Annotated in this window: 19 protein-coding genes; 17 read left to right on the forward strand and 2 right to left on the reverse strand. The window is 72.9% G+C overall.

The window, feature by feature from the left end; all coding sequences use genetic code 11:
* Positions 1-102 precede the first annotated feature (102 nt).
* Genes ACWGJO_RS35045 through ACWGJO_RS35055 form a run of 3 tightly spaced genes read left to right on the forward strand, consistent with a single transcriptional unit; the run spans position 103 to position 3279 of the window.
* Positions 103-1113 carry an ABC transporter permease gene (locus ACWGJO_RS35045; protein ID WP_380359380.1) on the forward strand — a complete coding sequence of 337 codons (1011 nt, stop codon included), beginning with the start codon at positions 103-105 and terminating at the stop codon, positions 1111-1113.
* Positions 1110-2180, forward strand: coding sequence for an ABC transporter ATP-binding protein (locus ACWGJO_RS35050; protein WP_452189787.1), 1071 nt, complete (start codon positions 1110-1112; stop codon positions 2178-2180). Before ACWGJO_RS35045 ends, ACWGJO_RS35050 begins: the two co-directional genes overlap by 4 nt.
* Before the next feature lie 34 nt (positions 2181-2214).
* Positions 2215-3279 carry an ABC transporter ATP-binding protein gene (locus ACWGJO_RS35055; RefSeq protein WP_452189788.1) on the forward strand — a complete coding sequence of 355 codons (1065 nt, stop codon included), beginning with the start codon at positions 2215-2217 and terminating at the stop codon, positions 3277-3279.
* 74 nt (positions 3280-3353) lie between these two features.
* On the opposite strand, the gene ACWGJO_RS35060 is transcribed toward ACWGJO_RS35055, so the two are convergent.
* Positions 3354-4787 (reverse strand): acyltransferase family protein, encoded by a 1434-nt coding sequence (locus ACWGJO_RS35060; protein WP_452189789.1) that lies wholly within the window; start codon positions 4785-4787, stop codon positions 3354-3356.
* Positions 4788-4916: 129 nt separating this feature from the next.
* On the opposite strand from ACWGJO_RS35060, the gene ACWGJO_RS35065 reads away from it, so the two are divergent.
* Entirely contained in the window at positions 4917-5576 is a 660-nt protein-coding gene (locus ACWGJO_RS35065; protein ID WP_359901512.1) for a trimeric intracellular cation channel family protein, read from the forward strand.
* Here the strand turns inward: ACWGJO_RS35065 and ACWGJO_RS35070 are convergent.
* Positions 5482-6249, reverse strand: a complete 768-nt coding sequence (locus tag ACWGJO_RS35070; RefSeq protein WP_359901515.1) for an IclR family transcriptional regulator — start codon at positions 6247-6249, stop codon at positions 5482-5484. The two genes, ACWGJO_RS35065 and ACWGJO_RS35070, sit on opposite strands and share 95 nt — an antisense overlap.
* Positions 6250-6491: 242 nt before the next feature.
* On the opposite strand from ACWGJO_RS35070, the gene ACWGJO_RS35075 reads away from it, so the two are divergent.
* The 13 genes from ACWGJO_RS35075 to ACWGJO_RS35135 all read left to right on the forward strand — a co-directional run bounded on the left by ACWGJO_RS35075 (position 6492) and on the right by ACWGJO_RS35135 (position 23216).
* Positions 6492-7673, forward strand: a complete 1182-nt coding sequence (locus ACWGJO_RS35075; protein ID WP_452189790.1) for a cysteine desulfurase family protein — start codon at positions 6492-6494, stop codon at positions 7671-7673.
* Between the two features lie 50 nt (positions 7674-7723).
* Positions 7724-8860, forward strand: coding sequence for a tRNA 2-thiouridine(34) synthase MnmA (mnmA, locus tag ACWGJO_RS35080; protein ID WP_401046172.1), 1137 nt, complete (start codon positions 7724-7726; stop codon positions 8858-8860).
* A 71-nt stretch (positions 8861-8931) separates the two neighbouring features.
* Entirely contained in the window at positions 8932-9456 is a 525-nt protein-coding gene (locus ACWGJO_RS35085; RefSeq protein ID WP_452189791.1) for an LOG family protein, read from the forward strand.
* A gap of 13 nt (positions 9457-9469) precedes the next feature.
* Positions 9470-10159, forward strand: coding sequence for an SDR family oxidoreductase (locus ACWGJO_RS35090; protein WP_452189792.1), 690 nt, complete (start codon positions 9470-9472; stop codon positions 10157-10159).
* 154 nt (positions 10160-10313) lie between these two features.
* Positions 10314-11324 carry a methionine synthase gene (locus tag ACWGJO_RS35095; RefSeq protein ID WP_452189793.1) on the forward strand — a complete coding sequence of 337 codons (1011 nt, stop codon included), beginning with the start codon at positions 10314-10316 and terminating at the stop codon, positions 11322-11324.
* A 19-nt stretch (positions 11325-11343) separates the two neighbouring features.
* Positions 11344-13632 (forward strand): NAD-dependent DNA ligase LigA, encoded by a 2289-nt coding sequence (ligA, locus tag ACWGJO_RS35100; protein WP_452189794.1) that lies wholly within the window; start codon positions 11344-11346, stop codon positions 13630-13632.
* Positions 13633-13954: 322 nt separating this feature from the next.
* A complete protein-coding gene (locus tag ACWGJO_RS35105) occupies positions 13955-15751 on the forward strand; it encodes a putative bifunctional diguanylate cyclase/phosphodiesterase (RefSeq protein ID WP_359901535.1) in 1797 nt (598 codons plus the stop codon).
* Positions 15752-15957: 206 nt separating this feature from the next.
* Complete coding sequence (gatC, locus tag ACWGJO_RS35110) at positions 15958-16254, forward strand: Asp-tRNA(Asn)/Glu-tRNA(Gln) amidotransferase subunit GatC (RefSeq protein WP_030057414.1); 297 nt, start codon at positions 15958-15960, stop codon at positions 16252-16254.
* A gap of 5 nt (positions 16255-16259) precedes the next feature.
* Positions 16260-17753 carry an Asp-tRNA(Asn)/Glu-tRNA(Gln) amidotransferase subunit GatA gene (gene gatA, locus ACWGJO_RS35115; RefSeq protein WP_452189795.1) on the forward strand — a complete coding sequence of 498 codons (1494 nt, stop codon included), beginning with the start codon at positions 16260-16262 and terminating at the stop codon, positions 17751-17753.
* On the forward strand, positions 17750-18007 hold the full coding sequence (locus ACWGJO_RS35120) for a hypothetical protein (protein WP_359901541.1): 258 nt from the start codon (positions 17750-17752) through the stop codon (positions 18005-18007). Before gatA ends, ACWGJO_RS35120 begins: the two co-directional genes overlap by 4 nt.
* 78 nt (positions 18008-18085) lie before the next feature.
* Positions 18086-19597, forward strand: coding sequence for an Asp-tRNA(Asn)/Glu-tRNA(Gln) amidotransferase subunit GatB (gene gatB, locus ACWGJO_RS35125; protein WP_452189796.1), 1512 nt, complete (start codon positions 18086-18088; stop codon positions 19595-19597).
* Positions 19598-19866: 269 nt separating this feature from the next.
* The gene (locus ACWGJO_RS35130; protein ID WP_158077676.1) at positions 19867-20025 is read left to right on the forward strand and encodes a hypothetical protein; all 159 of its coding nucleotides are present in this window, start codon (positions 19867-19869) and stop codon (positions 20023-20025) included.
* Between the two features lie 149 nt (positions 20026-20174).
* The gene (locus ACWGJO_RS35135; RefSeq protein WP_452189797.1) at positions 20175-23216 is read left to right on the forward strand and encodes a helix-turn-helix transcriptional regulator; all 3042 of its coding nucleotides are present in this window, start codon (positions 20175-20177) and stop codon (positions 23214-23216) included.
* The last annotated feature ends 36 nt before the right edge of the window (positions 23217-23252 follow it).

Genomic DNA, 23252 nt, shown 5'->3' on the forward strand with positions numbered 1-23252 from the left:
GTACGCGCGTGGCTCCGAACCCCTTAGGCTTGGTTTTGGCGGGGGCCCCGGCCGCCGGCGCTAGTGCCCCGGCGGGGGGGGGGCCGCCGGAGCCGCCCAACTGTGTTTGCCTACATCATCCGCAGGATCATCGCGGCGGCGATTTTGCTGCTGGTCGTCAGCGTGGTCACCTTCGCGATCTTCTTCCTGCTCCCGCGACTCGCCGGAGAGACGGCCGACCAACTGGCCGCCCAGTACATCGGGAAGAACCCGTCGCCCGAGGCGATCGCCGCGGTCAAGCAGAACCTCGGCTTCGACCAGCCGCTGTACACCCAGTACTGGCACTTCCTCAAGGGGCTGGTCAGCGGCGCCGAGTACACGTTCGGCCCGGAACCGGCCACCTGTCACGTGCCCTGTTTCGGCTACTCCTTCAAGAACCACCTGGAGGTCTGGCCCGAGCTGACCAAGCGGATCCCGGTCACCATGTCGCTCGCCGCCGGTGCGGCGGTGCTCTGGCTGGTCTCCGGCGTCGCCACCGGCGTCGTCTCCGCGCTCAAGCCGCGCTCGATCTTCGACCGGCTCTCCATGGGCGTCGCGCTCGCCGGCGTCTCGCTGCCGGTCTTCTTCACCGGCGCGCTGCTGCTCACGCTGTTCAGCTACGAGTGGCCGATCCTGGACAACCTGCAGTACGTGAACCTCACCGACAACCCGCTGATGTGGGCCCGCAACCTGATCCTGCCCTGGATCTCGCTGGCCTTCCTCTACTCCGCGCTCTACGCCCGGCTCACCCGCGCCGGAATGCTGGAGACCATGAGCGAGGACTACATCCGCACCGCCCGGGCCAAGGGCCTGGTCGAGCGCAAGGTCGTCACCCGGCACGGGCTGCGCGCCGCGCTCACCCCGATCGTCACGATCTTCGGCATGGACCTCGGGCTGCTGCTCGGCGGCGCGCTGATCACCGAGCAGGTCTTCTCGCTCCAGGGCGTCGGCCAGTTCGCCGTCCAGGCGATCTCCGACAACGACCTGCCCAAGATCCTCGGCGTCACCCTGCTCGCCGCCTTCTTCATCGTCGCCTGCAACCTCGTGGTCGACCTCCTGTACGCGCTCGTCGACCCCCGGGTGAGGCTCTCGTGACCGACCTCCAGAAGTCCCCGGCGGACGCCGCGCAGACCCCGTCCGGCGACCCCTTCCTCTCGGTCCGCGACCTGCGGATCCACTTCGACACCGACGACGGCCTGGTCCGCTCGGTGGACGGGGTCAGCTTCGACCTCCACAAGGGGCGCACCCTCGGCATCGTCGGCGAGTCCGGCTCCGGCAAGTCCGTCACCTCGCTGGGCATCATGGGCCTGCACCGCTCCAAGCGGGCCCGGATCAGCGGCGAGATCCGGCTGAACGGCGAGGACCTGATCGCGGCCGGCCCGGACCGGGTGCGCCAACTGCGCGGCCGGGACATGGCGATGATCTTCCAGGACCCGCTGACCGCGATGCACCCCTACTACACGGTGGGGCAGCAGATCGTCGAGGCGTACCGGGTGCACCACCCCCAGGCCTCCAAGAAGCAGGCCAGGGCCCGGGCGATCGAGATGCTCGACCGGGTCGGCATCCCGCAGCCCGACCGCCGGGTGGACGACTACCCGCACCAGTTCTCCGGCGGCATGCGCCAGCGCGCCATGATCGCCATGGCGCTGGTCAACGACCCCTCGCTGCTGATCGCCGACGAGCCCACCACCGCCCTGGACGTCACCGTCCAGGCGCAGATCCTGGACCTCATCCGCGACCTCCAGGGGGAGTTCGGCTCCGCCGTCATCATCATCACCCACGACCTCGGGGTGGTCGCCGAGCTGGCCGACGACATCCTGGTCATGTACGGCGGCAAGTGCGTCGAGCGCGGCCCGGCCGAGACCCTCTTCGACGCGCCCGAACACCCCTACACCTGGGGCCTGCTGGGGTCGATGCCGCGGCTGGACCGGGAACTCCAGGACCGGCTGGTGCCGGTCAAGGGCACCCCGCCCAGCCTGATCAACGTGCCGTCCGGCTGCGCCTTCCACCCGCGCTGCCCGTACGCCGCCCTGACCGGCGGGCGCTCCACCGGCGAGCTCCCGGTGCTGGCCGAGGCCGCGCCCGGGCACTTCGCGGCCTGCCACCTGGCGGCCGACGAGCGGCACCGCATCTTCGCCGAAGAGATCGCGCCCCGGCTGTGAGCCCGGCCTCGTACCACCTTTCTGGAGAGAACCGATGACGGACACTCAGGCGGCCACGATTCCGTCGCCGGCACCCGCCCCCGGCCGCGAGCCGCTGCTGAAGGTGGCCGGCCTGACCCGGCACTTCCCGATCCGCGGCGGGCTGCTGCGGCGCCAGACCGGCGCGGTGCGGGCCGTCGACGGCATCGACTTCACGGTCAACGCCGGCGAGACCCTGGGCGTCGTGGGCGAGTCCGGCTGCGGCAAGTCGACCATGGGCCGACTGGTCACCCGGCTCGACGAACCGACCGGCGGGACCATCGAGTTCGAGGGCACCGACATCACCCACCTGGGCGTCGGGGCGATGCGGCCGCTGCGCCGCGACATCCAGATGATCTTCCAGGACCCGTACTCCTCGCTGAACCCCCGGCACACCGTCGGCACCATCGTCGGCGCGCCCTTCAAGCTCCAGAACGCGGTGCCGGAGGGCGGGCTCAAGAAGGCCGTCCAGGAACTGCTGGAACTGTGCGGGCTCAGCCCCGAGCACTACAACCGCTACCCGCACGAGTTCTCCGGCGGCCAGCGCCAGCGCATCGGCATCGCCCGGGCGCTCGCGCTGAAGCCGAAGATGATCGTCGCGGACGAGCCGGTCTCCGCGCTGGACGTCTCGATCCAGGCGCAGGTGGTCAACCTGCTGGACGACCTCCAGCAGGAACTCGGGCTGACCTACCTGATCATCGCGCACGACCTCTCGGTGGTCCGGCACGTCTCGGACCGGGTCGCGGTGATGTACCTCGGCAAGATCGTGGAGATCGCCGACCGGGACTCGCTCTACCGCAGCCCGATGCACCCGTACACCAACGCGCTGATGTCCGCCGTGCCCGTCCCCGACCCGCGCCGCCGCCAGCGCGCGGGCCGCGAGCGCATCCTGCTCAAGGGCGACGTCCCCTCGCCGATCAACCCGCCCAGCGGCTGCCGCTTCCGCACCCGGTGCTGGAAGGCGCAGGACGTGTGCGCGAGCCAGGAGCCGCCGCTGACGGTGCTGGCGACCGGGCACCAGGTGGCCTGCCACTTCCCGGAGAACGCTCCGGAGAAGGCACCGGCCGGCGCCACGGCCTGAGGCCCTCGCACGTACGCAGGAGGCCGCCCGCCCCCCGACTGACGGGGACCGGCGGGCGCTTGGCGGTCCGCGCCTCAGACGCCGGCGGCCGGCTTCGGTTCCGGCTCCGGCACGCGCGGACCCGGGGCGGCCGCGGCGAGCGGCGTCGGGGCGGGGGCCGGGAAGCGGCGGTCCAGCGCCCGGACCGCCCTGCGGCCCAGGTTCTGGAACGGGATCTCGACCAGCCGGTACGACAGCCAGGAGAGCACCACGACCGCCCCCAGGTAGCCGAGGGTGAGCGCGGCCTGCCCCTTCGGCCCGACGATCGGCGGGTAGTCCCGCAGCTTCCAGCCGAGGAAGTACATCAGCGGGCCGTGCAGCAGGTAGACCGAGAAGCTGATCGTGCCGAGCCCGCCGAGCCAGCGCGGGAAGCGGCGGCGGCGCAGCAGCATGGCGGCCGCGAACAGCGCCCAGGCGGCCAGGTAGGCGGAGGAGAAGGACTCCCACGAGGGCGTCCAGGTGTGCCAGAGCGCCGTGTCGCGGTTGTACAGGTAGCCGACCGTGACGCCGGTGACGATCACGAAGCCGCAGCAGAGCAGGGCCGGAAGCCGGTCGAGCAGGCCGTGCTCCAGCCGGTACAGCACGGTGCCGGCGAACATGGTCGCGAAGATCAGCATGGTCTCGAAGCCGGTGGTCCGGTTGTTCACCGTGATCAGGACCAGGCCCAGGCCGCCGAGCAGCAGCGCGCCCCAACGGGTCAGGTCCGGGCGGGCGGTGGCGATGCAGGCCGCCGCCATCAGCACCACGATCCCGGCCGCGGCCACCAGGTGCCTGGTGGCCGCCAGGTCCACCGAGATCCCGCCGATCGGCAGCCAGGTGCCGAGCACCAGGGCGACGGACGCGAAGCCGACCGCGATCGGCGCGCTGTGCCGGTGCCACCCCCGCACGAACAGGGCGCACACGAAGTAGTAGAAGATCATCTCGTAGGTGAGCGACCACATCACCCCGATGGTGCTGGGCACCCCCAGCAGGTCCTGCAGCAGCAGGCCGTTGGCGGCGAGCGACAGCACCGGGTGGTCGAAGGGGAAGCTCTGGACGATCTGGCCGCTGCGGGGCAGCACCAGCAGACTCGCCACCACCGTGACGGCCACCGCGGGGTAGATGCGGAAGAGCCGTCCCGTCCAGAACGCCCGGACGTCGCCCCGGCGTTCCAGCGAGGCCGGGATGATGTACCCGCTGACCAGGAAGAACAGCATCACGCCGAAGAAGCCGAGGTCCAGGTGGCGCGGCACCCCGCCCGCGTGCGGGATCTTGCCGAGCAGCCCGAAGTGGTGCATGGCGACGGCGAGGGCGGCGATGCCGCGCAGCGCGTCGAGCCAGCCGAGCCGGGCGGAGGCGGGGGAGCCCGGCGACCCGGGCGGCTTCGACGACCGGGTCGGCGTGGGCGACTTCGACGGCTTCGGCGGCTCCGACGACTTCGACGGCTCCGGCGGCGGCTTCGGGGCCGACCCGGGCTTCGCGAGCTTCACAGGCGGAGGCTAGCCGAACGGGTTCGGCCCCACGGTGCGCAAGGGGTTCGCCGCCGTTCCGGCGGTGCGTTCGTATCCGGAGCACGGACGTTCGCCGGAACATCCGCGCGAATCGGGTACACATGGACGGTGACATCCCAGCTCTTCCCGACCGACGTGCAGCAGTCGCTGGACCTCGTCGGCATCTTCGTCTTCGCCCTCTCCGGGGGCCTGCTCGCCGTCCGCAAGAACATGGACATCTTCGGGATCTGTGTGCTGGCCGAGGTCACCGCCCTCGGCGGTGGCGTGATGCGCGACCTGGTGATCGGCGCCACCCCGGTCGCCGCGTTCACCAACCTCGGCTACTTCGTGACCCCGCTGGGCGCCGCGCTGGTGGTGTTCTTCCTGCACCCGGAGGTCGAGCGGATCAACCGGGCCGTGCAGACCCTGGACGCGCTCGGGCTCGGGCTGTTCTGCGTGACCGGCACCGCCAAGGCCCACGACTTCGGGCTCGGCGCGGTCGCGGCGATCGCACTCGGCATGGTGACCGCGGCCGGCGGCGGCGTGATCCGGGACGTGCTGGCCGGGGAGATCCCCTCGCTGCTGCGCTGGGACCGGGAGATCTACGCCGTCCCGGCCCTGGTCGGCGCCACCCTGGTCGCGCTGCTGATCGGCGCGGACCGCCTCACCGGCATCACCGGAACCGCGGCCGCGCTCACCGCCTTCGGGCTGCGGATGCTCGCGCTGAAGTACGGCTGGCGTGCCCCGCGGGCCTGGCACCGCAACGGTTCTCGCACCAGCGAGGAGTAGGCGAGCCGCCGTACGCGAGCGAGATCGCCTCGGCCGTGCAGAGCAGTTCCGGCACCATCCGGGCCAGTTCGCCGGGCGGCACCTCGCTCGCCGGGGCGCTCAGCGCGCAGGCCGCGACCGTCCGTCCGCCGCTGCCCGCGACCGGCGCGGCCACGCAGGTCACCGGCTCCCGATGCTCGCAGGACTCGGCCGCCCAGCCCCGGCGGCGCACCGCCGCCAGCTCGGGCTCCTCGGGGACGCCGTCCGCCGACAGCCCGGCGAGCAGCACCCGGCCGACCGCCGTCCCGTCCACCGGGGCCCGGCGCCCGATCCGGGACGGCTCGGCGCCCGGCAACCCGGCCACCTCGTCCAGGTAGAGCACCTCGCCGTCGTGCAGCACGGCCAGCCGGACGGTGTAGCCGCAGCGGGCGTTGAGCGCGGCCAGGTACGGCGCGGCGACCTGCCGGACGTCGAAGTCCTCCAGCGCGCGGTGGGCCAGCGAGAGCACCCGGCCGCCCAGCCGGTAGCGCAGGTCCGGCTGGCGGCGGGCGAAGCCGTGCTCCTCCAGGGTGCGCAGCAGCCGCAGGGCGGTGGACTTGTGCACCCCGAGGCTGCTGGCGGCCTGCTCCAGCGAGAGCGGCGCGTCGCCGAGTGCGTCGAGCAGGGTCAGCGCGCGGTCGACCGACTGCGACATGGCGTTTCCCGTGGATCCGGCTGACTGATGGCGTCAGGCTAACCGCTGGGTGGCTCAGTGGTACAAACCACTGCCGGACGCGGCCGTCCGGCAGTGGTGCGTCCGCGGTGCGGCGCGCCCGTCGTTCGTCCGCGGTGCGTCCGGGCCGGTGCCGGCCGGTGCCGGCCGGTGCGGGCCGTGCGTGGCTGGAACCGCCCCGGCCCGGAACCCCCTGCGGGGCCGCGCTCTACAATCGGATGGTTATGCCATACCTGGACCATGCGGCGACCACGCCGATGCTGCCCGAGGCGATCGCCGCGATGACGGCGCACCTGGGGGTGGTCGGCAACGCCTCGGCTCTGCACGCGGCCGGCCGCCGGGCCCGCCGGGTGGTCGAGGAGTCCCGGGAATCGCTGGCCGAGTCGCTGGGCGCCCGCCCCAGCGAGATCGTGCTCACCGGCGGCGGCACCGAATCCGACAACCTGGCGGTCAAGGGCCTGTACTGGGCCCGCCGGGACGCCGACCCGGCCCGCACCCGGGTGCTGTGCAGCCCGGTCGAGCACCACGCGGTGCTGGACGCGGTGCACTGGCTCTCCGAGCACGAGGGCGCCGAGGTCGAGTACCTGCCGGTGGACGGGTACGGCCGGGTGCACCCCGAGGCGCTGCGGTCGGCGATCGAACGCGACCCGGCGTCGGTGGCGCTGGTCACCGTGATGTGGGCCAACAACGAGGTCGGCACCGTCCAGCCGGTGCGCGAACTGACCGCCGTGGCGGCCGAGTACGGCATCCCGGTGCACGCCGACGCCGTGCAGGCGCTCGGTCAGGTCCCGGTCTCCTTCGCCGATTCCGGCCTCACCGCGCTCACCGTCACCGGGCACAAGATCGGCGGCCCGTTCGGCATCGGTGCCCTGCTGCTCTCCCGGGGCGCCGCGCCCGTACCGCTGCTGCACGGCGGCGGGCAGGAACGCGACGTACGCTCCGGCACCCTCGACGCCCCCGGTTCGGCCGGCTTCGCGGCCGCCGCTGCGCTCGCCGTCGAGCGGCGGGCCGAGCACGCGGTCACGCTCGGCGCGCTGCGGGACGAACTGGTGGCGTCGGTGCTGGCCGCCGTACCGGACGCGATCCTCAACGGCGACCCGTCGGCCGAGGGCCGGCTGCCCGCCAACGCGCACTTCTCCTTCCCCGGCTGCGAGGGCGACGCGCTGCTGATGCTGCTGGACGCCCAGGGCATCGAGTGCTCGACGGGCTCCGCCTGCTCGGCCGGGGTGCCGCAGCCCAGCCATGTGCTGCTCGCGATGGGCGTCGACCCGCTGTTGGCGCGCGCCTCACTGCGGTTCTCGCTCGGGCACACCTCGGTGCCGGAGGACGTCACGGCGCTGGGGAAGGCCATCGGGCCGGTCGTCGAGCGGGCGCGCAACGCGGGGCTGGCGTCGGTGCGGCGGTAGTTGCTCCGCGCGGTGGGCATGTCCGGCGGCCCCGTAGGCTTGTACCCACCATGACTGACTTCCCGGGTGCCCCGACCACTCCGTCCACCGGCCGTCTGCGCGTGCTCGCGGCGATGTCCGGCGGAGTCGACTCCGCCGTCGCCGCCGCCCGTGCCGTCGAAGCGGGGCACGAGGTGACCGGCGTCCACCTGGCGCTCTCCGCCAACCCGCAGTCCTTCCGGACCGGCGCGCGCGGCTGCTGCACCATCGAGGACTCCCGGGACGCCTGGCGGGCGGCCGACGTGATCGGCATCCCCTTCTACGTCTGGGACCTCGCCGAGCGCTTCCGCGAGGACGTCATCGACGACTTCGTCGCCGAGTACGCGGCCGGGCGCACGCCCAACCCGTGCCTGCGCTGCAACGAGAAGATCAAGTTCGCGGCGCTGCTGGACAAGGCGATCGCGCTCGGCTTCGACGCCGTCTGCACCGGCCACTACGCCCGGATCGTCGACCTGCCGGACGGCTCGCGCGAGCTGCACCGGGCCGTGGACGGCGCCAAGGACCAGTCCTACGTCCTCGGCGTGCTCGACGCCGACCAGCTCGCCCACTCGCTCTTCCCGCTCGGTGACACCACCAAGGAGGAGATCCGGGCCGAGGCCGAGCGCCGCGGCCTGGCCGTCGCCAAGAAGCCCGACAGCCACGACATCTGCTTCATCGCCGACGGCGACACCCAGGGCTTCCTGGCCCAGCACCTCGGCACCGCCACCGGCGACATCCTCGACGTCGACGGCACCAAGCTCGGCGAGCACGACGGCGCGTACGGCTTCACCATCGGCCAGCGCAAGGGCCTGCGGATCGGCCGCCCGGCGGCCGACGGCAAGCCGCGCTACGTGCTGGACATCTCCCCGGTGAACAACACCGTCACGGTCGGCCCGGTCGAGGGCCTCGACGTGACCGGGCTGACCGCCATCCGCCCCCGCTGGTGCGGCACCGAGCCCCTGGCGGACGGCCGCTACACCGCCCAGCTGCGCGCCCACGGCGAGGAGGTGCCGGTGAGCGCCTCGGTCGTCGACGGCGAGCTGCGGGTGGAACTGGACACCCCGGTGCGGGGCATCGCCCCCGGCCAGGCCGTGGTCATCTACGACGGCACCCGTGTCGTCGGCTCCGCCACCATCGCCACCACCGAGCGCCCGGCCGTCACCGCCTGAGCCCGCCCCGCGCCCGGCGAGGAATCCTCGGTGAAGTCCTGCCGCGGGGGCGTGATAGACCAGACGACACTATGAATATCTCTGTCTTCTGCTCCGCGTACTCGCTCGACGACCGCTACTCCGCCCCCGCCGCGGAGTTCGCCCGGCTCCTGGGGGAGGGCGGGCACACGCTGGTGTGGGGCGGCTCGAACGCCGGGCTGATGGGGCTGCTCGCCGACGAGGTGAAGGCGGCGGGCGGCAAGCTCGTCGGCGTGATGGTCGAGATGCTGCGGCACAAGGCGTACGTCGGCGCCGACGAGCTGGTGTGGACGGCCGACCTGCCGGAGCGCAAGGCCGAGCTGGCCTCGCGGGCGGACGCGATCGTCGTGCTGGTGGGCGGGCTGGGCACCCTGGACGAGGTCACCGAGGTGCTGGAGCTCAAGAAGCACGGGATGTTCGACAAGCCGGTGGTGGTCCTGGACACCGAGGGCTTCTACACGGGCCTGCGCACCCAGATGGAGCGGATGGACGCCGAGGGCTTCCTGCCGCGCCCGCTCACCGAGCTGATCACCTTCGCGGACACGCCCGCCGAGGTTTTCGCCCAGCTCAAGGCCTGATTGGATCACGACCATGGCTGCACATCTGATCACTGGCGCCGGCTCCGGCATCGGCGCCGTACTCGCCGAGCGACTCGCCGAGCGCGGGGACGAGCTCTGGCTGCTGGCCCGCGACGCCCGTCGGGCCGCCGAACTGCGCGAGCGCTTCCTCGGGGCCCGCACCCTCGTCGGGGACCTCGGTGATCCGGGCAAGCTGTCCTGGGCCTTCGGCCATCAGCAGCTGCCGGTCGAGCTGGACTCCCTCCTGCACGTCGCGGGCACGGTCGAGCTCGGCCCGGTCGGCGACCTGACCCCCAAGGCCTGGCAGGAGACGCTGAACGTCAACCTCGTCGCCCCCGCCGAGCTGACCCGCCTGCTGCTGCCGTCGATCCGGCTGGTCAAGGGCCATGTGCTCTTCGTGAACTCCGGCGCGGGCCTCAACGCCCACGCCGAGTGGTCGGCGTACGCGGCCAGCAAGCACGGCCTCAAGGCGCTCGCCGACGCACTGCGCCAGGAGGAGCACGCCAACGGCGTCCGGGTCACCTCCGTCTACCCTGGCCGCACCGCCACCGCGATGCAGGTGAAGGTGCACCAGCAGGAGGGCAAGGAGTACGACGCCGGCCGCTGGATCGAGCCCGCGTCCGTCGCCAGGGCGGTCCTCGCCGCTCTCGACGCCTCCCGGGACGCGGAGATCACCGACATCACCGTCCGCCCCGGGCGGTAGCGCGCCGCACGGGAAGCCGGCCGGTCCGACTTTCCGTGCGCGGACCGGATGTCGACACGGCCCCGCGTGCCCGACGGCCTCCGCGTGCCCGACGGCCCCGGTGCCGGGCCCCGCGCCCGGCCCCGGGGCCGTCCGGCTGAGTAGGCTCGGGCGGGTGAGCACCCCACACACCTTCCCCGACCTGCGCGGCGCCGCCACCGGCGTCGGTTCGCTGCCCGGCACCGACGCCCGGGAGGCCGCCAAGACCTCCACCGGGGCACTGGAGCACCTGCCGTTCCTGCCCGAGCTGCCCGCCCGCGGGCCGGGCGCCGACATGATCGGGCGCGGCGCCGGCCTGCTGGTCGAACTGTTCGCGCAGACCGAGCCGAGCGGCTGGCGCTTCACCGACCGTCCGGGCCGGGACACCCGGCGCGCCCACTCCTGGCTCGGCGAGGACCTGGACGCGCTGGAGGAGTTCACCCAGGGCCACCAGGGCGCGCTCAAGGTCCAGGCCGTCGGCCCCTGGACGCTGGCGGCGAGCATCGAGCTCAAGCACGGCGAGAAGGCGCTCGCCGACCCCGGCGCGTGCCGCGACATCGCCGGCTCGCTCACCGAGGGCCTGCGCCGCCACCTCGCGGACGTCCGCAGGCGGGTGCCCGGCGCCGAGGTCGTGCTGCAGCTGGACGAGCCCTCGCTGCCCGCCGTCCTGGCCGGGTCGGTGAAGACCGCCAGCGGTTTCCAGCGGCTGCGCGCCGTCGACCGGCAGGTCGCCGAGGAGGTGCTGCGCGAGGTGATCCGGAACCTCGACGCGCCCGTGGTGGTGCACAGCTGTGCGCCGGACGTCCCGGTCCCGCTGCTGCGCCGCGCCGGGGTGGCCGGGATCTCCCTCGACTTCTCGCTCCTCACCGAGCGCCAGGACGACGACCTCGGCGAGGCCGTGGAGGGCGGCACGACGATCCTCGCCGGTGTCGTCCCCGCCACTGACCAGGCGGTGTCCGACCCTGCCGGTAGTGTCCAGGGTGTCAGGACCTTGTGGCGCAGGCTCGGGTTCGCCCCGGAGCTGCTGGGCCGCCACGTGCTGGTGACACCGACCTGCGGGCTGGCCGGGGCCTCCCCGGCGTACGCGCGCAGGGCGCTGTCGTCCGCGGCGCGGGCGGCACAGAGCCTGGTGGACAACCCGGAATGAGAATGCAGGAGGGCTTGCGGTGACGGCTGTCGAGGGCTGGGAGGACGTCCCGGCGGAGGTGCGCGGGCGGCACGCCGAGCTGGCGCAGGAGATCACCGACCACCGGGCCCGGTACTACGAGCAGGACGCGCCGGTCGTCAGCGACGCCGAGTTCGACGCGCTGATGCGGGAGCTGGAGGGGATCGAGGCCGAGCACCCGGCCCTGGTCACCCCGGACTCGCCGAGCCAGAAGGTCGGCGGCGCGGCCACCGGGCTGTTCGCCGAGGTCGAGCACCGCGAGCGGCTGCTCAGCCTGGACAACGCGATGGACGACGAGGAGCTGTCCGCCTGGGCCGAGCGGGTCGCCACCGAGCTGCAGGGCATCGACTACCACTACCTGTGCGAGCTCAAGGTGGACGGCCTGGCCGTCAACCTCACCTACGAGAACGGCCAGTTGGTGCAGGCGGCGACGCGCGGCGACGGCCGGGTCGGCGAGGACATCACCCCCAACGTCCGCACCATCAAGGAGATCCCGCACCGGCTCAAGGGCGAGAACATCCCGGAGCTGGTGGAGATCCGCGGCGAGGTCTACTTCCCGACCGAGGAGTTCGACGCGCTCAACGCCTCCTTCGCGGAGGAGAACGAGCGCCGCCGGCAGGAGAACGAGGAGCGCGCCAAGGAGGGCAAGCGGCCCCGGGCGCTGATCCGGCTGTTCATGAACCCCCGCAACGCCGCCGCCGGTTCGCTGCGCCAGAAGGACCCGCACGTCACCGCCTCCCGCCCGCTGCACATGGTGGTGCACGGCATCGGCGCCCGGGTGGGCTTCGACATCGACAACCAGTCGCACGCCTACCGGCTGCTGCACGACTGGGGCCTGCCCACCGCCCGTCACAACCAGGTGGTGAGGACGCTCGCCGAGGTGCGGGCCTTCATCGCGCACTTCGGCGAGCAGCGGCACTCGGTCGAGCACGAGATCGACGGCGTCGTGGTGAAGGTGGACGAGATCGCCCTGCAGGGCCGGCTCGGCGCCACCTCCAAGTCCCCGCGCTGGGCGATCGCCTGGAAGTACCCGCCGGAGGAGGTCACCGGGAAGCTGGCCGAGATCAAGGTCGGAATCGGCCGCACCGGCCGGGCCACCCCGTACGCGGTGCTGGCCGAGCCGGTGAAGGTGGCCGGCTCGATGGTGCAGTACGCGACGCTGCACAACCAGGAGGTCGTCAAGGCCAAGGACGTGCTGCTCGGCGACACGATCGTGCTGCGCAAGGCCGGCGACGTCATCCCGGAGATCCTCGGCCCGGTCTACGACCTGCGGGACGGCACCGAGCAGGCCTTCGTGATGCCCTCGCACTGTCCGGAGTGCGACAGCGAGCTGCGGCCGATGGCCGAGGGCGACATCGACCTGCGCTGCCCGAACGCGGAGCGCTGCCCGGCCCAGATCCGGGAGCGGATCGCCTTCCTCGGCGGGCGGCAGTGCCTGGACGTGGAGGGGCTGGGCTACGTCGCGGCCACCGCGCTGACCCAGCCGCTGGAGCCGGCCGAGGCGCCGGTGCGGAACGAGGCCGACATCTTCCGGCTGACGCGGGAGAAGCTGCTGCCGATCAAGGTGCTGGTCCGGGACCCGAAGACCGGCATGCCGAAGCTGGACGACAGGACGGGCAAGGAGAAGGAGGTCTTCTTCTTCGCCACCACCAAGGGCGAGCCGAAGAAGTCGCTCCAGGCCCTGATCGACAACCTGGGCGCGGCGAAGGGGCGGCCGCTGTGGCGGTTCGTCAACGGGCTGTCGATCCGGCACGTCGGTCCGGTCGCCGCGCAGGCGCTGGCCCGGGAGTTCCGCGATCTGACGAAGATCTTCGAGGCGAGCGAGGAGCAGCTGGCGGCCGTCGAGGGGGTCGGCCCGACCATCGCCCGCTCGATCCGGGAGTGGTACGCGGAGGAGTGGCACCGGGAGATCCTCCGGAACTGGGAGGCGGACGGCGTCCGCTTCACCGAGGAGTTCGCGGACGAGGAGGAGGCGGAGCGCCCGCTGGAGGGCCTGACCGTGGTGGTGACCGGCACCCTGGCCGGCCACACCCGGGACGGTGCCAAGGAGGCGCTGACCTCGCGCGGAGCGAAAGTGACCGGTTCGGTTTCGAAAAAGACCGATTTTGTGGTTGCTGGTGACAACCCTGGGTCCAAGTACGACAAGGCTGTTCAGCTGGGCCTGCCGGTCCTGGACGACGCCGGGTTCGCCGTCCTGCTCGCCGACGGTCCGTCCGCCGCCCGTGCCCACCTGGGGCTTCCGGAGCCGGAGGAGGCCGGGGAAGCGAAGAAGGAGCCCGTCGAGGACTGACCCGGAGCGGACCCGAGCGGTCGGTGACCGGATCGGTGTTGTTATCGTCCTGATGCAACGTCACCGGGTGCCGCACAGTGAAAGCGGGCATTGTGTCACTGTGCGGCACCCGAGAGCGGTGGCGCGTTTCCGGTTGTCCGAAAGTCTGCCCACCGGGTGGACCCCGGCATACCCTGGAGCGCAACAGAGTGTCAGCAGGGGTGGGGGCACCGGCTGGGCCGGTGTTCCGCGGGGTCGCTCCATGCCCGGCAGCTGTCGGTACCGGCACGGTGCCTCACCGTAAGGCGGCCCGACGGGGCGGGCCCGACGGAGGACAGGGCTTATGGATCGTACGACCGGCGGTGCGCCCACACGCCCGCCGCAGGGGGTGGCGGGTGCGGTCCTGCTGCTCGGCGTGCTGCTGGCCGGAGCCGCGCCGCTCATCCCGCTGGCCGTCCTGGTCTACCGGTACGAACCCGAGTTGCTGCCGCTGTTCGCCGTGCCCCTGGCGGTGCTGGTGGCGGCCTGGCGGATCGCCCGGGACCGCGCCCGCGATCAGCTGACCGACCCGCTGACGGATCTGCCCAACCGTCAGGCCCTGCTGCTGGCCGCCCAGGAGGCGATCGCGGAGTGTGGTCAGGGCTACAGCGTCGGTCTCATCCTGCTCGATCTCGATCGCTTCCGATCACTCAACGACACACTAGGTCATACGGCCGGTGACCGGCTGCTGGTTCACATCGCCCGCCGGCTGCACCGGGCCCTGCGTTCCGGCGGACCGGCCGGCAGCGCCACCCGGGAGTCCATCGACGACGTCTTCGCCGGCCTGCCCCGGCACTACCGCCGGGGCCGCCCGATGGTGGCCCGGATGGGCGGCGACGAGTTCGCCGTCCTGCTGCCCGGTATCAACTGCCCGGACAGCCTGGAGCGGGTCGCCAAGGCGCTGATCGCCGAACTGGCCGCCCCGATCCGGCTGGACGGGCTGCTGCTCGTCCTGGAGGCCAGCGGCGGCGTCTGCGTCTACCCGCAGCACGCCCAGGACGCGGAGGCCCTGCTGCGCCGGGCCGACGTCGCGATGGGCCACGCCCAGCGCGGACACTGCGGCGTCGCCCAGTACGACGAGACCCAGGACGCCGACACGCCGTACCGGATCGGGCTGCTGGGGGACCTGCGCAGGGCACTGGAGACCGGCGAGGTGCAGCTGCACTACCAGCCGAAGGTGGCCTTCGACGGCCGGGTGGTCGGCCTGGAGGCGCTGCTGCGCTGGGAGCGCCCCGGCCAGGGGAAGGTGCCGCCGGACGAGTTCGTCGGGCTCGCCGAGTCCAGCGGCCTGATGCCCCGGCTCACCGACTACGTGCTGGAGGCGGCCGTCGGCCAGCTCGCGTACTGGCGCGACCAGGGCCTCCAGGTGCAGGTCGCGGTCAACGTCTCGCCGCGCGACGTGCTCAACCCCGGCTTCGCCCAGCGGGTCGCCGGCCACCTCGTGCGCCACCAGGTGCCGGCCCACGCGCTCCAGCTGGAGATCACCGAGCGGCTGCTGCTGGACGACTCCCGGCGGGCCGCCGACACCCTGGCCGAGCTGCGCGGCTACGGCGTCGGGATGTCCCTGGACGACTTCGGCACCGGGCACTCCTCGCTGGTGCGGCTGCGCAGCCTGCCGGTCGGCGAGCTGAAGATCGACCGTTCCTTCGTCTCCCGGATGGTCGCCGACGACCACGACGCGGCGGTGGTCCGCTGCTCGGTGGAGCTCGCCCACTCGCTGGGCCTGACCGTGGTCGCCGAGGGCGTCGAGGACGACGAGACCTGGGAGCGGCTGCACTGCATGGGCGTGGACGCCGTCCAGGGCTGGCTGGTGTCGGCCGCGCTGCCGGCCGAGCAGGCCACCGCCTGGCTGCGGGTGCACCGCACCGGCGCCCCGCCGGTGGAGCGGCTCGGCCTGCCGCCCCAGCTGCCCGCGGGCTTCCCGTCGGTCCCGAACGCCAAGCCGATCGCCCCGCCGGCCAGGCCGCCGGTGCTGCCGCCGACACTCCCGCCGGTCCGGCCACCGGTCATCCCGCCCACGCTGCCGCCGGTGGCCCAGGTGGTGCAGGCCGCGCACCGGGAGATCAAACCGCAGGGCTGGGCCCGCACCCGGCCGCAGTAGCCCGCCGGAGGTCGCGGTCCGGCCCCGGGGAGGGCCGGTGACGGGCGCCGCGGCTCACTCGTTGGCCGGGGCGGGGGACGGGCCCCATAGGATGGGGTCCAAAGACCACGAGGACGGAGCGCCGGAACCGGCTGCTCCTGCCCGGGCCCGGCACCGCCCGCAAGGCACAGCCGGGTCTCACCAGAACTCACCCTGAGGATCGCTGCATGCCTGGCATCACGCGCGAGGAGGTCGCCCACCTCGCCCGGCTGTCGCGTCTTGAGCTGAAGCCCGAAGAGCTGGACCACTTCGCCGAGCAGCTCGACGTGATCATCGGCGCGGTCGCCCGCGTTTCCGAGGTCGCCGGACAGGACGTCCCGCCGACCTCCCACCCGCTGCCGCTGACCAACGTCATGCGTGCGGACGAGGTCCGGCCGTCGCTCACCCCGGAGCAGGCGCTGTCCGGCGCCCCCGCCGCCGAGGAGCAGCGTTTCCGTGTGCCGCAGATCCTCGGGGAGGACTGACCGAGATGACCGAGCTGATTCGCTACACCGCCGCCGAGACCGCGGGCGCCATCGCCAAGGGCGAGGTGTCCGCCGTAGAGGTCGCGCAGGCCCACCTGGACCGCATCGACGCCGTCGACAAGAAGGTCAACGCCTTCCTGCACGTCGACACCGAGGGCGCGCTGGCCGCGGCCAGGGCCGTCGACGAGAAGCGCGCCAAGGGCGAGGAGCTGGGCCCGCTGGCCGGCGTCCCGCTCGCGCTCAAGGACGTCTTCACCACCAAGGGCATCCCGACCACCTGTGGCTCGAAGATGCTCGAGGGCTGGATCCCGCCCTACGACGCCACGCTGACCAGCCGTCTCAAGGACGCCGGCGTGGTCATCCTCGGCAAGACCAACATGGACGAGTTCGCCATGGGCTCCTCCACCGAGAACTCCGCGTACGGCGTGACCGGCAACCCGTGGGACCTCTCCCGCATCCCCGGCGGCTCCGGCGGCGGTTCGGCCGCCGCGCTGGCCGCCTTCGAGGCCCCGCTGGCGATCGGCACCGACACCGGCGGCTCGATCCGCCAGCCCGGCGCCGTCACCGGCACCGTCGGCGTCAAGCCGACCTACGGCTCGGTGTCCCGCTACGGCCTGGTCGCGTTCTCCAGCAGCCTGGACCAGGGCGGCCCGTGCGCCCGCACCGTGCTGGACGCGGCCCTGCTGCACGAGGCCATCGCCGGGCACGACCCGCTGGACTCCACCTCGATCGACGCGCCGGTGCCGGCCGTGGTCGAGGCCGCGCGGATGCGCGACATCCGCGGCATGCGGATCGGCGTCGTCAAGGAGTTCGCCGGCGAGGGCTACCAGGCCGGCGTGATGCAGCGCTTCAACGAGTCGGTGGAGCTGCTGCGCGAGCTGGGCGCCGAGGTCGTCGAGGTCTCCTGCCCGTCCTTCACCCTGGCGCTGCCGGCGTACTACCTGATCGCGCCGTCGGAGTGCTCCTCCAACCTGGCCCGCTTCGACGCGATGCGCTACGGCCTGCGGGTCGGCGACGACGGCTCGCGCTCGGCCGAGGAGGTCACCGCGCTGACCCGCGAGGCCGGCTTCGGCGACGAGGTCAAGCGCCGCATCATCCTGGGCACCTACGCGCTGTCCTCGGGCTACTACGACGCCTACTACGGCTCGGCCCAGAAGGTCCGCACGCTCATCTCGCGCGACTTCGACGCGGCCTTCGCTGGCGTGGACGTCCTGGTCTCGCCGACCACGCCGACCACCGCCTTCCCGATCGGCGAGCGCGCCGACGACCCGATGGCGATGTACCTGGCCGACCTGTGCACGATTCCGTCGAACCTGGCGGGCAACGCGGCCATGTCGCTGCCGGTCGGCCTGGCCCCGGAGGACAATCTCCCGGTCGGCCTCCAGATCATCGCACCCGCGATGGCGGACGACCGCCTGTACCGCGTGGGCGGCGCCGTCGAGGCCGCACTCAACGACAAGTGGGGGCACACCCTGCTGGAGGAGGCACCGGCACTGTGAGCAAGATCGAGAAGACCAAGGGCTCCGGCTCCCTGAAGGGCTTCAAGCACTCCAAGCCCGGTCTGTGGCTGTCCATCGGCACCAGCGCGTTCGGTGCGATCTCCGTGGCCAAGGACGTCCGCAAGGCCCGCGAGGAGAGCGACACCCTCAAGCTGGTCAACGCCCTGGTCGGCGCCGCCGCGCTGGTCACCGGCACCGCCCTGTTGGTGCGCGAGCTGCGCCGGCTGGGCTCCGACGACGTGCTGCTGGGCTGAGTCAAGTGCCCTGGCCCGGCCCCGCGCGACGCGGTGGCCGGGCCCGTACCTCCCAAGCTTCAAGTGAGAAGGGACGCTGTGAGCGTCATGAACCTGGTCTCCTACGAGGACGCTCTCGCGTCGTACGACCCGGTGATGGGCCTTGAGGTCCACGTCGAGCTGGGCACCAAGACCAAGATGTTCTGCGGTTGCTCGACCGAGCTGGGTGCCGAGCCGAACAGCCAGACCTGCCCGACCTGCCTGGGCCTGCCGGGTTCGCTGCCGGTGGTCAACGCGGTCGGCGTGGAGTCGGCCGTCAAGATCGGCCTGGCGCTGAACTGCGAGATCGCCGAGTGGTGCCGGTTCGCGCGGAAGAACTACTTCTACCCGGACATGCCCAAGAACTTCCAGACCTCGCAGTACGACGAGCCGATCGCCTTCAACGGCTACCTCGACGTGCAGCTGGAGGACGGCTCGACCTTCCGGGTGGAGATCGAGCGCGCCCACATGGAGGAGGACACCGGCAAGTCCAGCCACGTCGGCGGGGCCACCGGTCGCATCCACGGCGCCACCCACTCGCTGCTCGACTACAACCGGGCCGGCATCCCGCTGATCGAGATCGTCACCAAGCCGATCGTCGGCGCCGGCGAGCGCGCCCCCGAGGTCGCCAAGGCGTACGTCGCCGAGCTGCGCGAGGTGATCCGTTCGCTCGGTGTCTCCGAGGCCCGGATGGACAAGGGCCAGATGCGCTGCGACGTCAACCTGTCGCTGCGCCCGAACGGCACCGAGACCTTCGGCACCCGCTCGGAGACCAAGAACGTCAACTCGCTGCGCAGCGTGGAGCGGGCGGCCCGGTTCGAGGTCCGGCGGCACGCCACGGTGCTGACCGACGGCGGCACCATCGTCCAGGAGACCCGCCACTTCCACGAGGAGGACGGCTCCACCACCTCGGGCCGGATCAAGGACAACGCCGAGGACTACCGCTACTTCCCCGAGCCGGACCTGGTGCCGGTGGCCCCCACCCGCGAGTGGGTCGAGGAGCTGCGCGCCGCTCTGCCCGAGCTGCCGCGGGTGCGCCGTGCCCGGTTGCAGGCGGAGTGGGGCCTGTCCGACAAGGACATGCAGTCGGTGCTCAACGCCGGTGCGGTGGGGCCGATCCAGGAGACCATCGCGGCCGGTGCCCCGGCCGACCAGGCCCGCAAGTGGTGGATGGGCGAGCTGGCCCGTCGCGCCAACGAGACCGGCACCGAGCTGAGCGAGCAGCCGATCACCCCGGCGCAGGTCGCCCGGGTCGCCGCGCTGGTCGCCGAGGGCAAGCTCAACGACAAGCTGGCCCGCCAGGTCATCGAGGGCGTGCTGGCCGGCGAGGGCGAGCCGGACGAGATCGTCGAGAAGCGCGGCCTGGCCGTGGTCTCGGACGACTCCGCGCTGGGTGCCGCGGTCGACCAGGCCATCGCCGAGAACGAGGCGATCGCCGCCAAGATCCGCGACGGCAAGGTCCAGGCCGTGGGCGCGCTCGTCGGCGCGGTCATGAAGGCCACCCGCGGCCAGGCCGACGCCGCCCGCGTGAAGGACCTGATCCTGGAGCGGCTCGCCGTGGAGGGACAGTAGGCGCAGCCCGGGGAAGCTGGGTGCGACCTAGGCTGTCGACCCTGCCTTCCTAAGGCATCTAAGGCATCTAAGGCCCCCTAAGTAAGGCCTAAGGCCCCGTCTCACCTATGTATCTGGGTGGGACGGGGCCTTAAACCGTTTTTGGAGACCGATCTAAGGCATCCGGGCCCCGGAAGATGCGGCACGCTCCCGATGCGGTACCCCCCACTGGCGGAGGAAGCTCTTACCTGTCAGCAAGACGGAGTGGAAAACCCGAGGGGGAACCGGAAATGATCGAGTACCAGACCTTCCAGCAACAGGCCCACGAGCTCGTGGCCCGCGCCGAGCACGAGCGCCTGGTGCGCGAGGCCAAGGAGGCCCGCCGACTGCGGCAGCGTCCGGTGGCCGCCCGCTTCCAGCGGCGCCCCGTGCGTCGGCCCGAATGCTGACGGTGCGGCACCACGGCGGTGCCGAAGGAGCTCCGGAGGGGGAGACGCTCACCAGCGTCTCCCCCTCCGGGCATTCGGGCCCTTCGGGCCGTTCGCCAGGGGAGATAACCCCTCGGCCGGGCCCCACCGGCTATGGCATGCTCGCCTCCATGCAGCAGACATCGGTCAGCCCCGTCTTCGTCGGCCGCGGCAGCGAGATCACCGAGCTGACCGACGCGCTGCGCCGCGCCGGCACCGGCAGCCCGCAGGCCATCCTGATCGGCGGGGAGGCGGGGGTCGGCAAGACCCGGCTGCTGGAGGAGTTCCTGGAGCGGGCGGCCGCCCGCGGGGCGGTCACCTCGCTCGGCAGTTGTCTGGAGGTCGGCGCCGAGGGCCTGCCGTACGCGCCGCTGGCCGCCGCGCTGCGCCGGCTGCACCGCTCGCTGGGCCCCGAACTGGAGGCCGCCGCGGCCGGCAGCGAGAGCCACCTCGCCCTGCTGCTCTCCGAGTTCGGCGAGGTGGACGGCGAACCCAACGACGAGTACAGCCGGGCCCGGCTGTTCGAGCACACCGCGAGGCTGTTCGAGCGGCTCGGCGCGGAGCGTACCCTCGTCCTCGCCGTCGAGGACCTGCACTGGTCCGACCGCTCCACCCGCGAGCTGCTCGCCTTCCTGGTGCGCACCCTGCACCGGTCCCGGGTGCTGCTGGTCGCCACCTACCGCACCGACGACCTGCACCGCCGGCACCCGCTGCGCCCCTTCCTCGCCGAGCTCGAACGGCTGCGCATCGTCCAGCGGCTGGAGCTGGCGCGGTTCGACCGCCGGGAGGTGGCCGCCCAGCTGGCCGGCATTCTCGGCACCACCGTCCCCGACCGCCAGCTGGTGGACCGCATCCACCGCCGCTCGGAGGGGAACCCGTTCTTCGTCGAGGAGCTGGCCACCGCCTTCGAGGACGGCTGCGGAGCCGGGCTGACCGACTCGCTGCGGGACATCCTGCTGGTGCGGGTCGAGGGCCTGGACGAGGAGGCCCAGCGGGTGGTGCGGATCGCCGCCGAGGGCGGCTCGCACGTCGAACACGCCCTGCTCGCCGCCGTCCTGGACGACGACGAGGAGGCGCTGATCGAGGCGCTACGGGCGGCCGTCGGCGCCAACATCCTGCGCCCGGACAGCGAGGGCGAGGGCTACCGGTTCCGCCACGCGCTGGTCCGCGAGGCGGTCTCGGACGACCTGCTGCCCGGCGAACGGCACCGGATCAACCGCAAGTTCGCGCTCGTCGTGGAGGCCCAGCCGCAGCTCGTCCCGGGCGACGCGCTGGCCGCCCGGCTGGCCAACTACTGGTACCACGCGCACGATCCGGCCCGCGCCCTGCCGACGGCCCTGGACGCCGCCCGCGCGGCCCGCCGCCGCAACGCCTTCGCCGAGCAGCTCGGGATGCTGGAACGGGCCCTGGAGCTGTGGGACCTGGTCTCCGAGGAGGTGCTGGCACACACCCTGCGCCCGTACGACTGGGCCGAGACCTACCCGCCGGGCTCCTGCGACCACAGCGCCGCGGACGAGGACTGCGACCGGATCCAGCTGGTCGACGTGCTGGCCGAGGCGGTGGTCGCGGCAAGGCGCTGCGGCGACCGGGAGCGCGGCCTGAGCCTGGCCAAGCGCGGGCTGCGGCTGGTCGACGAGGCGGAGCACCCGGTGCGCGCGGCCTGGTTCCGGATCAACCGGGCCCGGATGCTGGGCAGCCTGCGCCGCTCCGGCGACGAGGAGGAGATCGCGAACGCGCTGCGGCTGGTGGAGCACCTGCCGCCGACCGCGGTCCAGGCCGAGGTGCTCGCGCTCGGCGCCGGGACGGCGATGCTCAAGAAGCCGACCGCGGAGGCGATCGAGCTGGCCGAGCGGGCGATCCGGATCGCCGAGGAGGTGGGCGCCCACTCGGTCGAGGTGCACGCCCGGATGACCCTCGGCGGCCTGCGCTACGACGTGCAGGGCGACGCCGAGGGCGGGCTCGCCGAGCTCGCCGGGGCGGTCGAACGGGCCCGCCGGCTGGGCGTGCCCGACCTGCTGCTGCGCGGCATCAACAACCTGGCCAGCATGCAGCGCGGACTGGGACACCCCGAGGACGCGGTCCGACTGGCCCGGGAGGGACTGGAGTTCGCGGACGGCAACGGCCTGCTGCGCAACATCGGCGCCATCCTGACCGGCAACCTGGTCGAGGCGCTGACCGACCTCGGGCGGGTCCGGGAGGCCGCCGAGGTGCTGGCCGGCTACGAGGCGGCCAGCCCGACCGGCACCCACGCCGAGTTCCTGGACCGGATGCGCGGCGAACTCGCCCTGCTCAAGGGGGACCTGGCCGCCGCGGGGACCATGCTGGCGCAGGCCCGGGCGGCCAACCGGGTCGGCCAGGTCCAGCACAGCGTGCCGATCAGCCGGCTGGCGGTGCGGCTCGCGGCGCTCGGCGGCCGGCCGCTGGAGGCCCGGGCCGAAGCGCTCGCCGTGCTGGAGGAGGACGGCCGGCTCGGTCACGAGTCCGACGTCTACCCGCTGCTGGCCGAGGCCGCGACGGTGGAGGCGGACAGCCGGGGCCTGCCGCAGGCCGGGGCGGGCCGGCCGGGGGCGCTAGCCGCGATCGCGGCGGCCGCCGCCGAGCTGCGTCCCCGGGCCCCGCTGCACCACGGCTGGGCCCGGCTGCTGGAGGCCGAACTGGCCCGCGCCGAGGGGGCGGACACTCCGGAGGTCTGGGCCGCCGCGGTCGAGGCGCTGCGGCCGACCGGCCTGCCGTACCCGCTGGCTCAGGCCCTGCTGCGGGCCGGCGAAGCCGAGGTGCAGGCCGGCCGGCGCGAGGCCGGCGCCGAACTGCTGCGCGAGGCGGCCGAACTGGCGGCCGTCCGGGACGACCGGCTGCTCGGCGGGCAGATCGCCGCGCTGGCCGAGCGGGCCGGGCTGAGCCTCGCCCCGGCCGAGCGGACGGCCGCGGTGCCGGCCCAGGCCGCCGGGGACTCCTTCAACCTCACCCCCCGTGAGCGGGACGTGCTCCGCCTGCTCGCGCGCGGCTGGACCAACCGGCAGATCGCCGAGGAGCTGTACATCTCTCCGAAGACCGCGAGCGTGCACGTCTCCAACATCCTCGGCAAGCTCGCGGTCGGCGGCCGGGGCGAGGCGGCCGCACTGGCGCACCGGCTGCGGCTGTTCCCGGACGATCTGGCCCCCTCGGGCCGCTGAGCAGGGCCCCGCGGCGGCCCCGGACCGGTTCCGACC

This window comes from Kitasatospora sp. NPDC054795, from assembly GCF_053611565.1.

Coding starts and splice junctions, on each gene's coding strand:
- ACWGJO_RS35090 (WP_452189792.1), top strand. CDS start 9,470: ATGGCTGCACATCTGATCACTGGCGCCGGCTCCGGCATCGGCGCCGTA.
- ACWGJO_RS35135 (WP_452189797.1), top strand. CDS start 20,175: ATGCAGCAGACATCGGTCAGCCCCGTCTTCGTCGGCCGCGGCAGCGAG.
- mnmA (WP_401046172.1), top strand. CDS start 7,724: ATGACTGACTTCCCGGGTGCCCCGACCACTCCGTCCACCGGCCGTCTG.
- ACWGJO_RS35055 (WP_452189788.1), top strand. CDS start 2,215: ATGACGGACACTCAGGCGGCCACGATTCCGTCGCCGGCACCCGCCCCC.
- gatA (WP_452189795.1), top strand. CDS start 16,260: ATGACCGAGCTGATTCGCTACACCGCCGCCGAGACCGCGGGCGCCATC.
- ACWGJO_RS35130 (WP_158077676.1), top strand. CDS start 19,867: ATGATCGAGTACCAGACCTTCCAGCAACAGGCCCACGAGCTCGTGGCC.
- ACWGJO_RS35070 (WP_359901515.1), bottom strand. CDS start 6,249: ATGTCGCAGTCGGTCGACCGCGCGCTGACCCTGCTCGACGCACTCGGC.
- ACWGJO_RS35105 (WP_359901535.1), top strand. CDS start 13,955: ATGGATCGTACGACCGGCGGTGCGCCCACACGCCCGCCGCAGGGGGTG.
- gatC (WP_030057414.1), top strand. CDS start 15,958: ATGCCTGGCATCACGCGCGAGGAGGTCGCCCACCTCGCCCGGCTGTCG.
- ACWGJO_RS35085 (WP_452189791.1), top strand. CDS start 8,932: ATGAATATCTCTGTCTTCTGCTCCGCGTACTCGCTCGACGACCGCTAC.
- ACWGJO_RS35075 (WP_452189790.1), top strand. CDS start 6,492: ATGCCATACCTGGACCATGCGGCGACCACGCCGATGCTGCCCGAGGCG.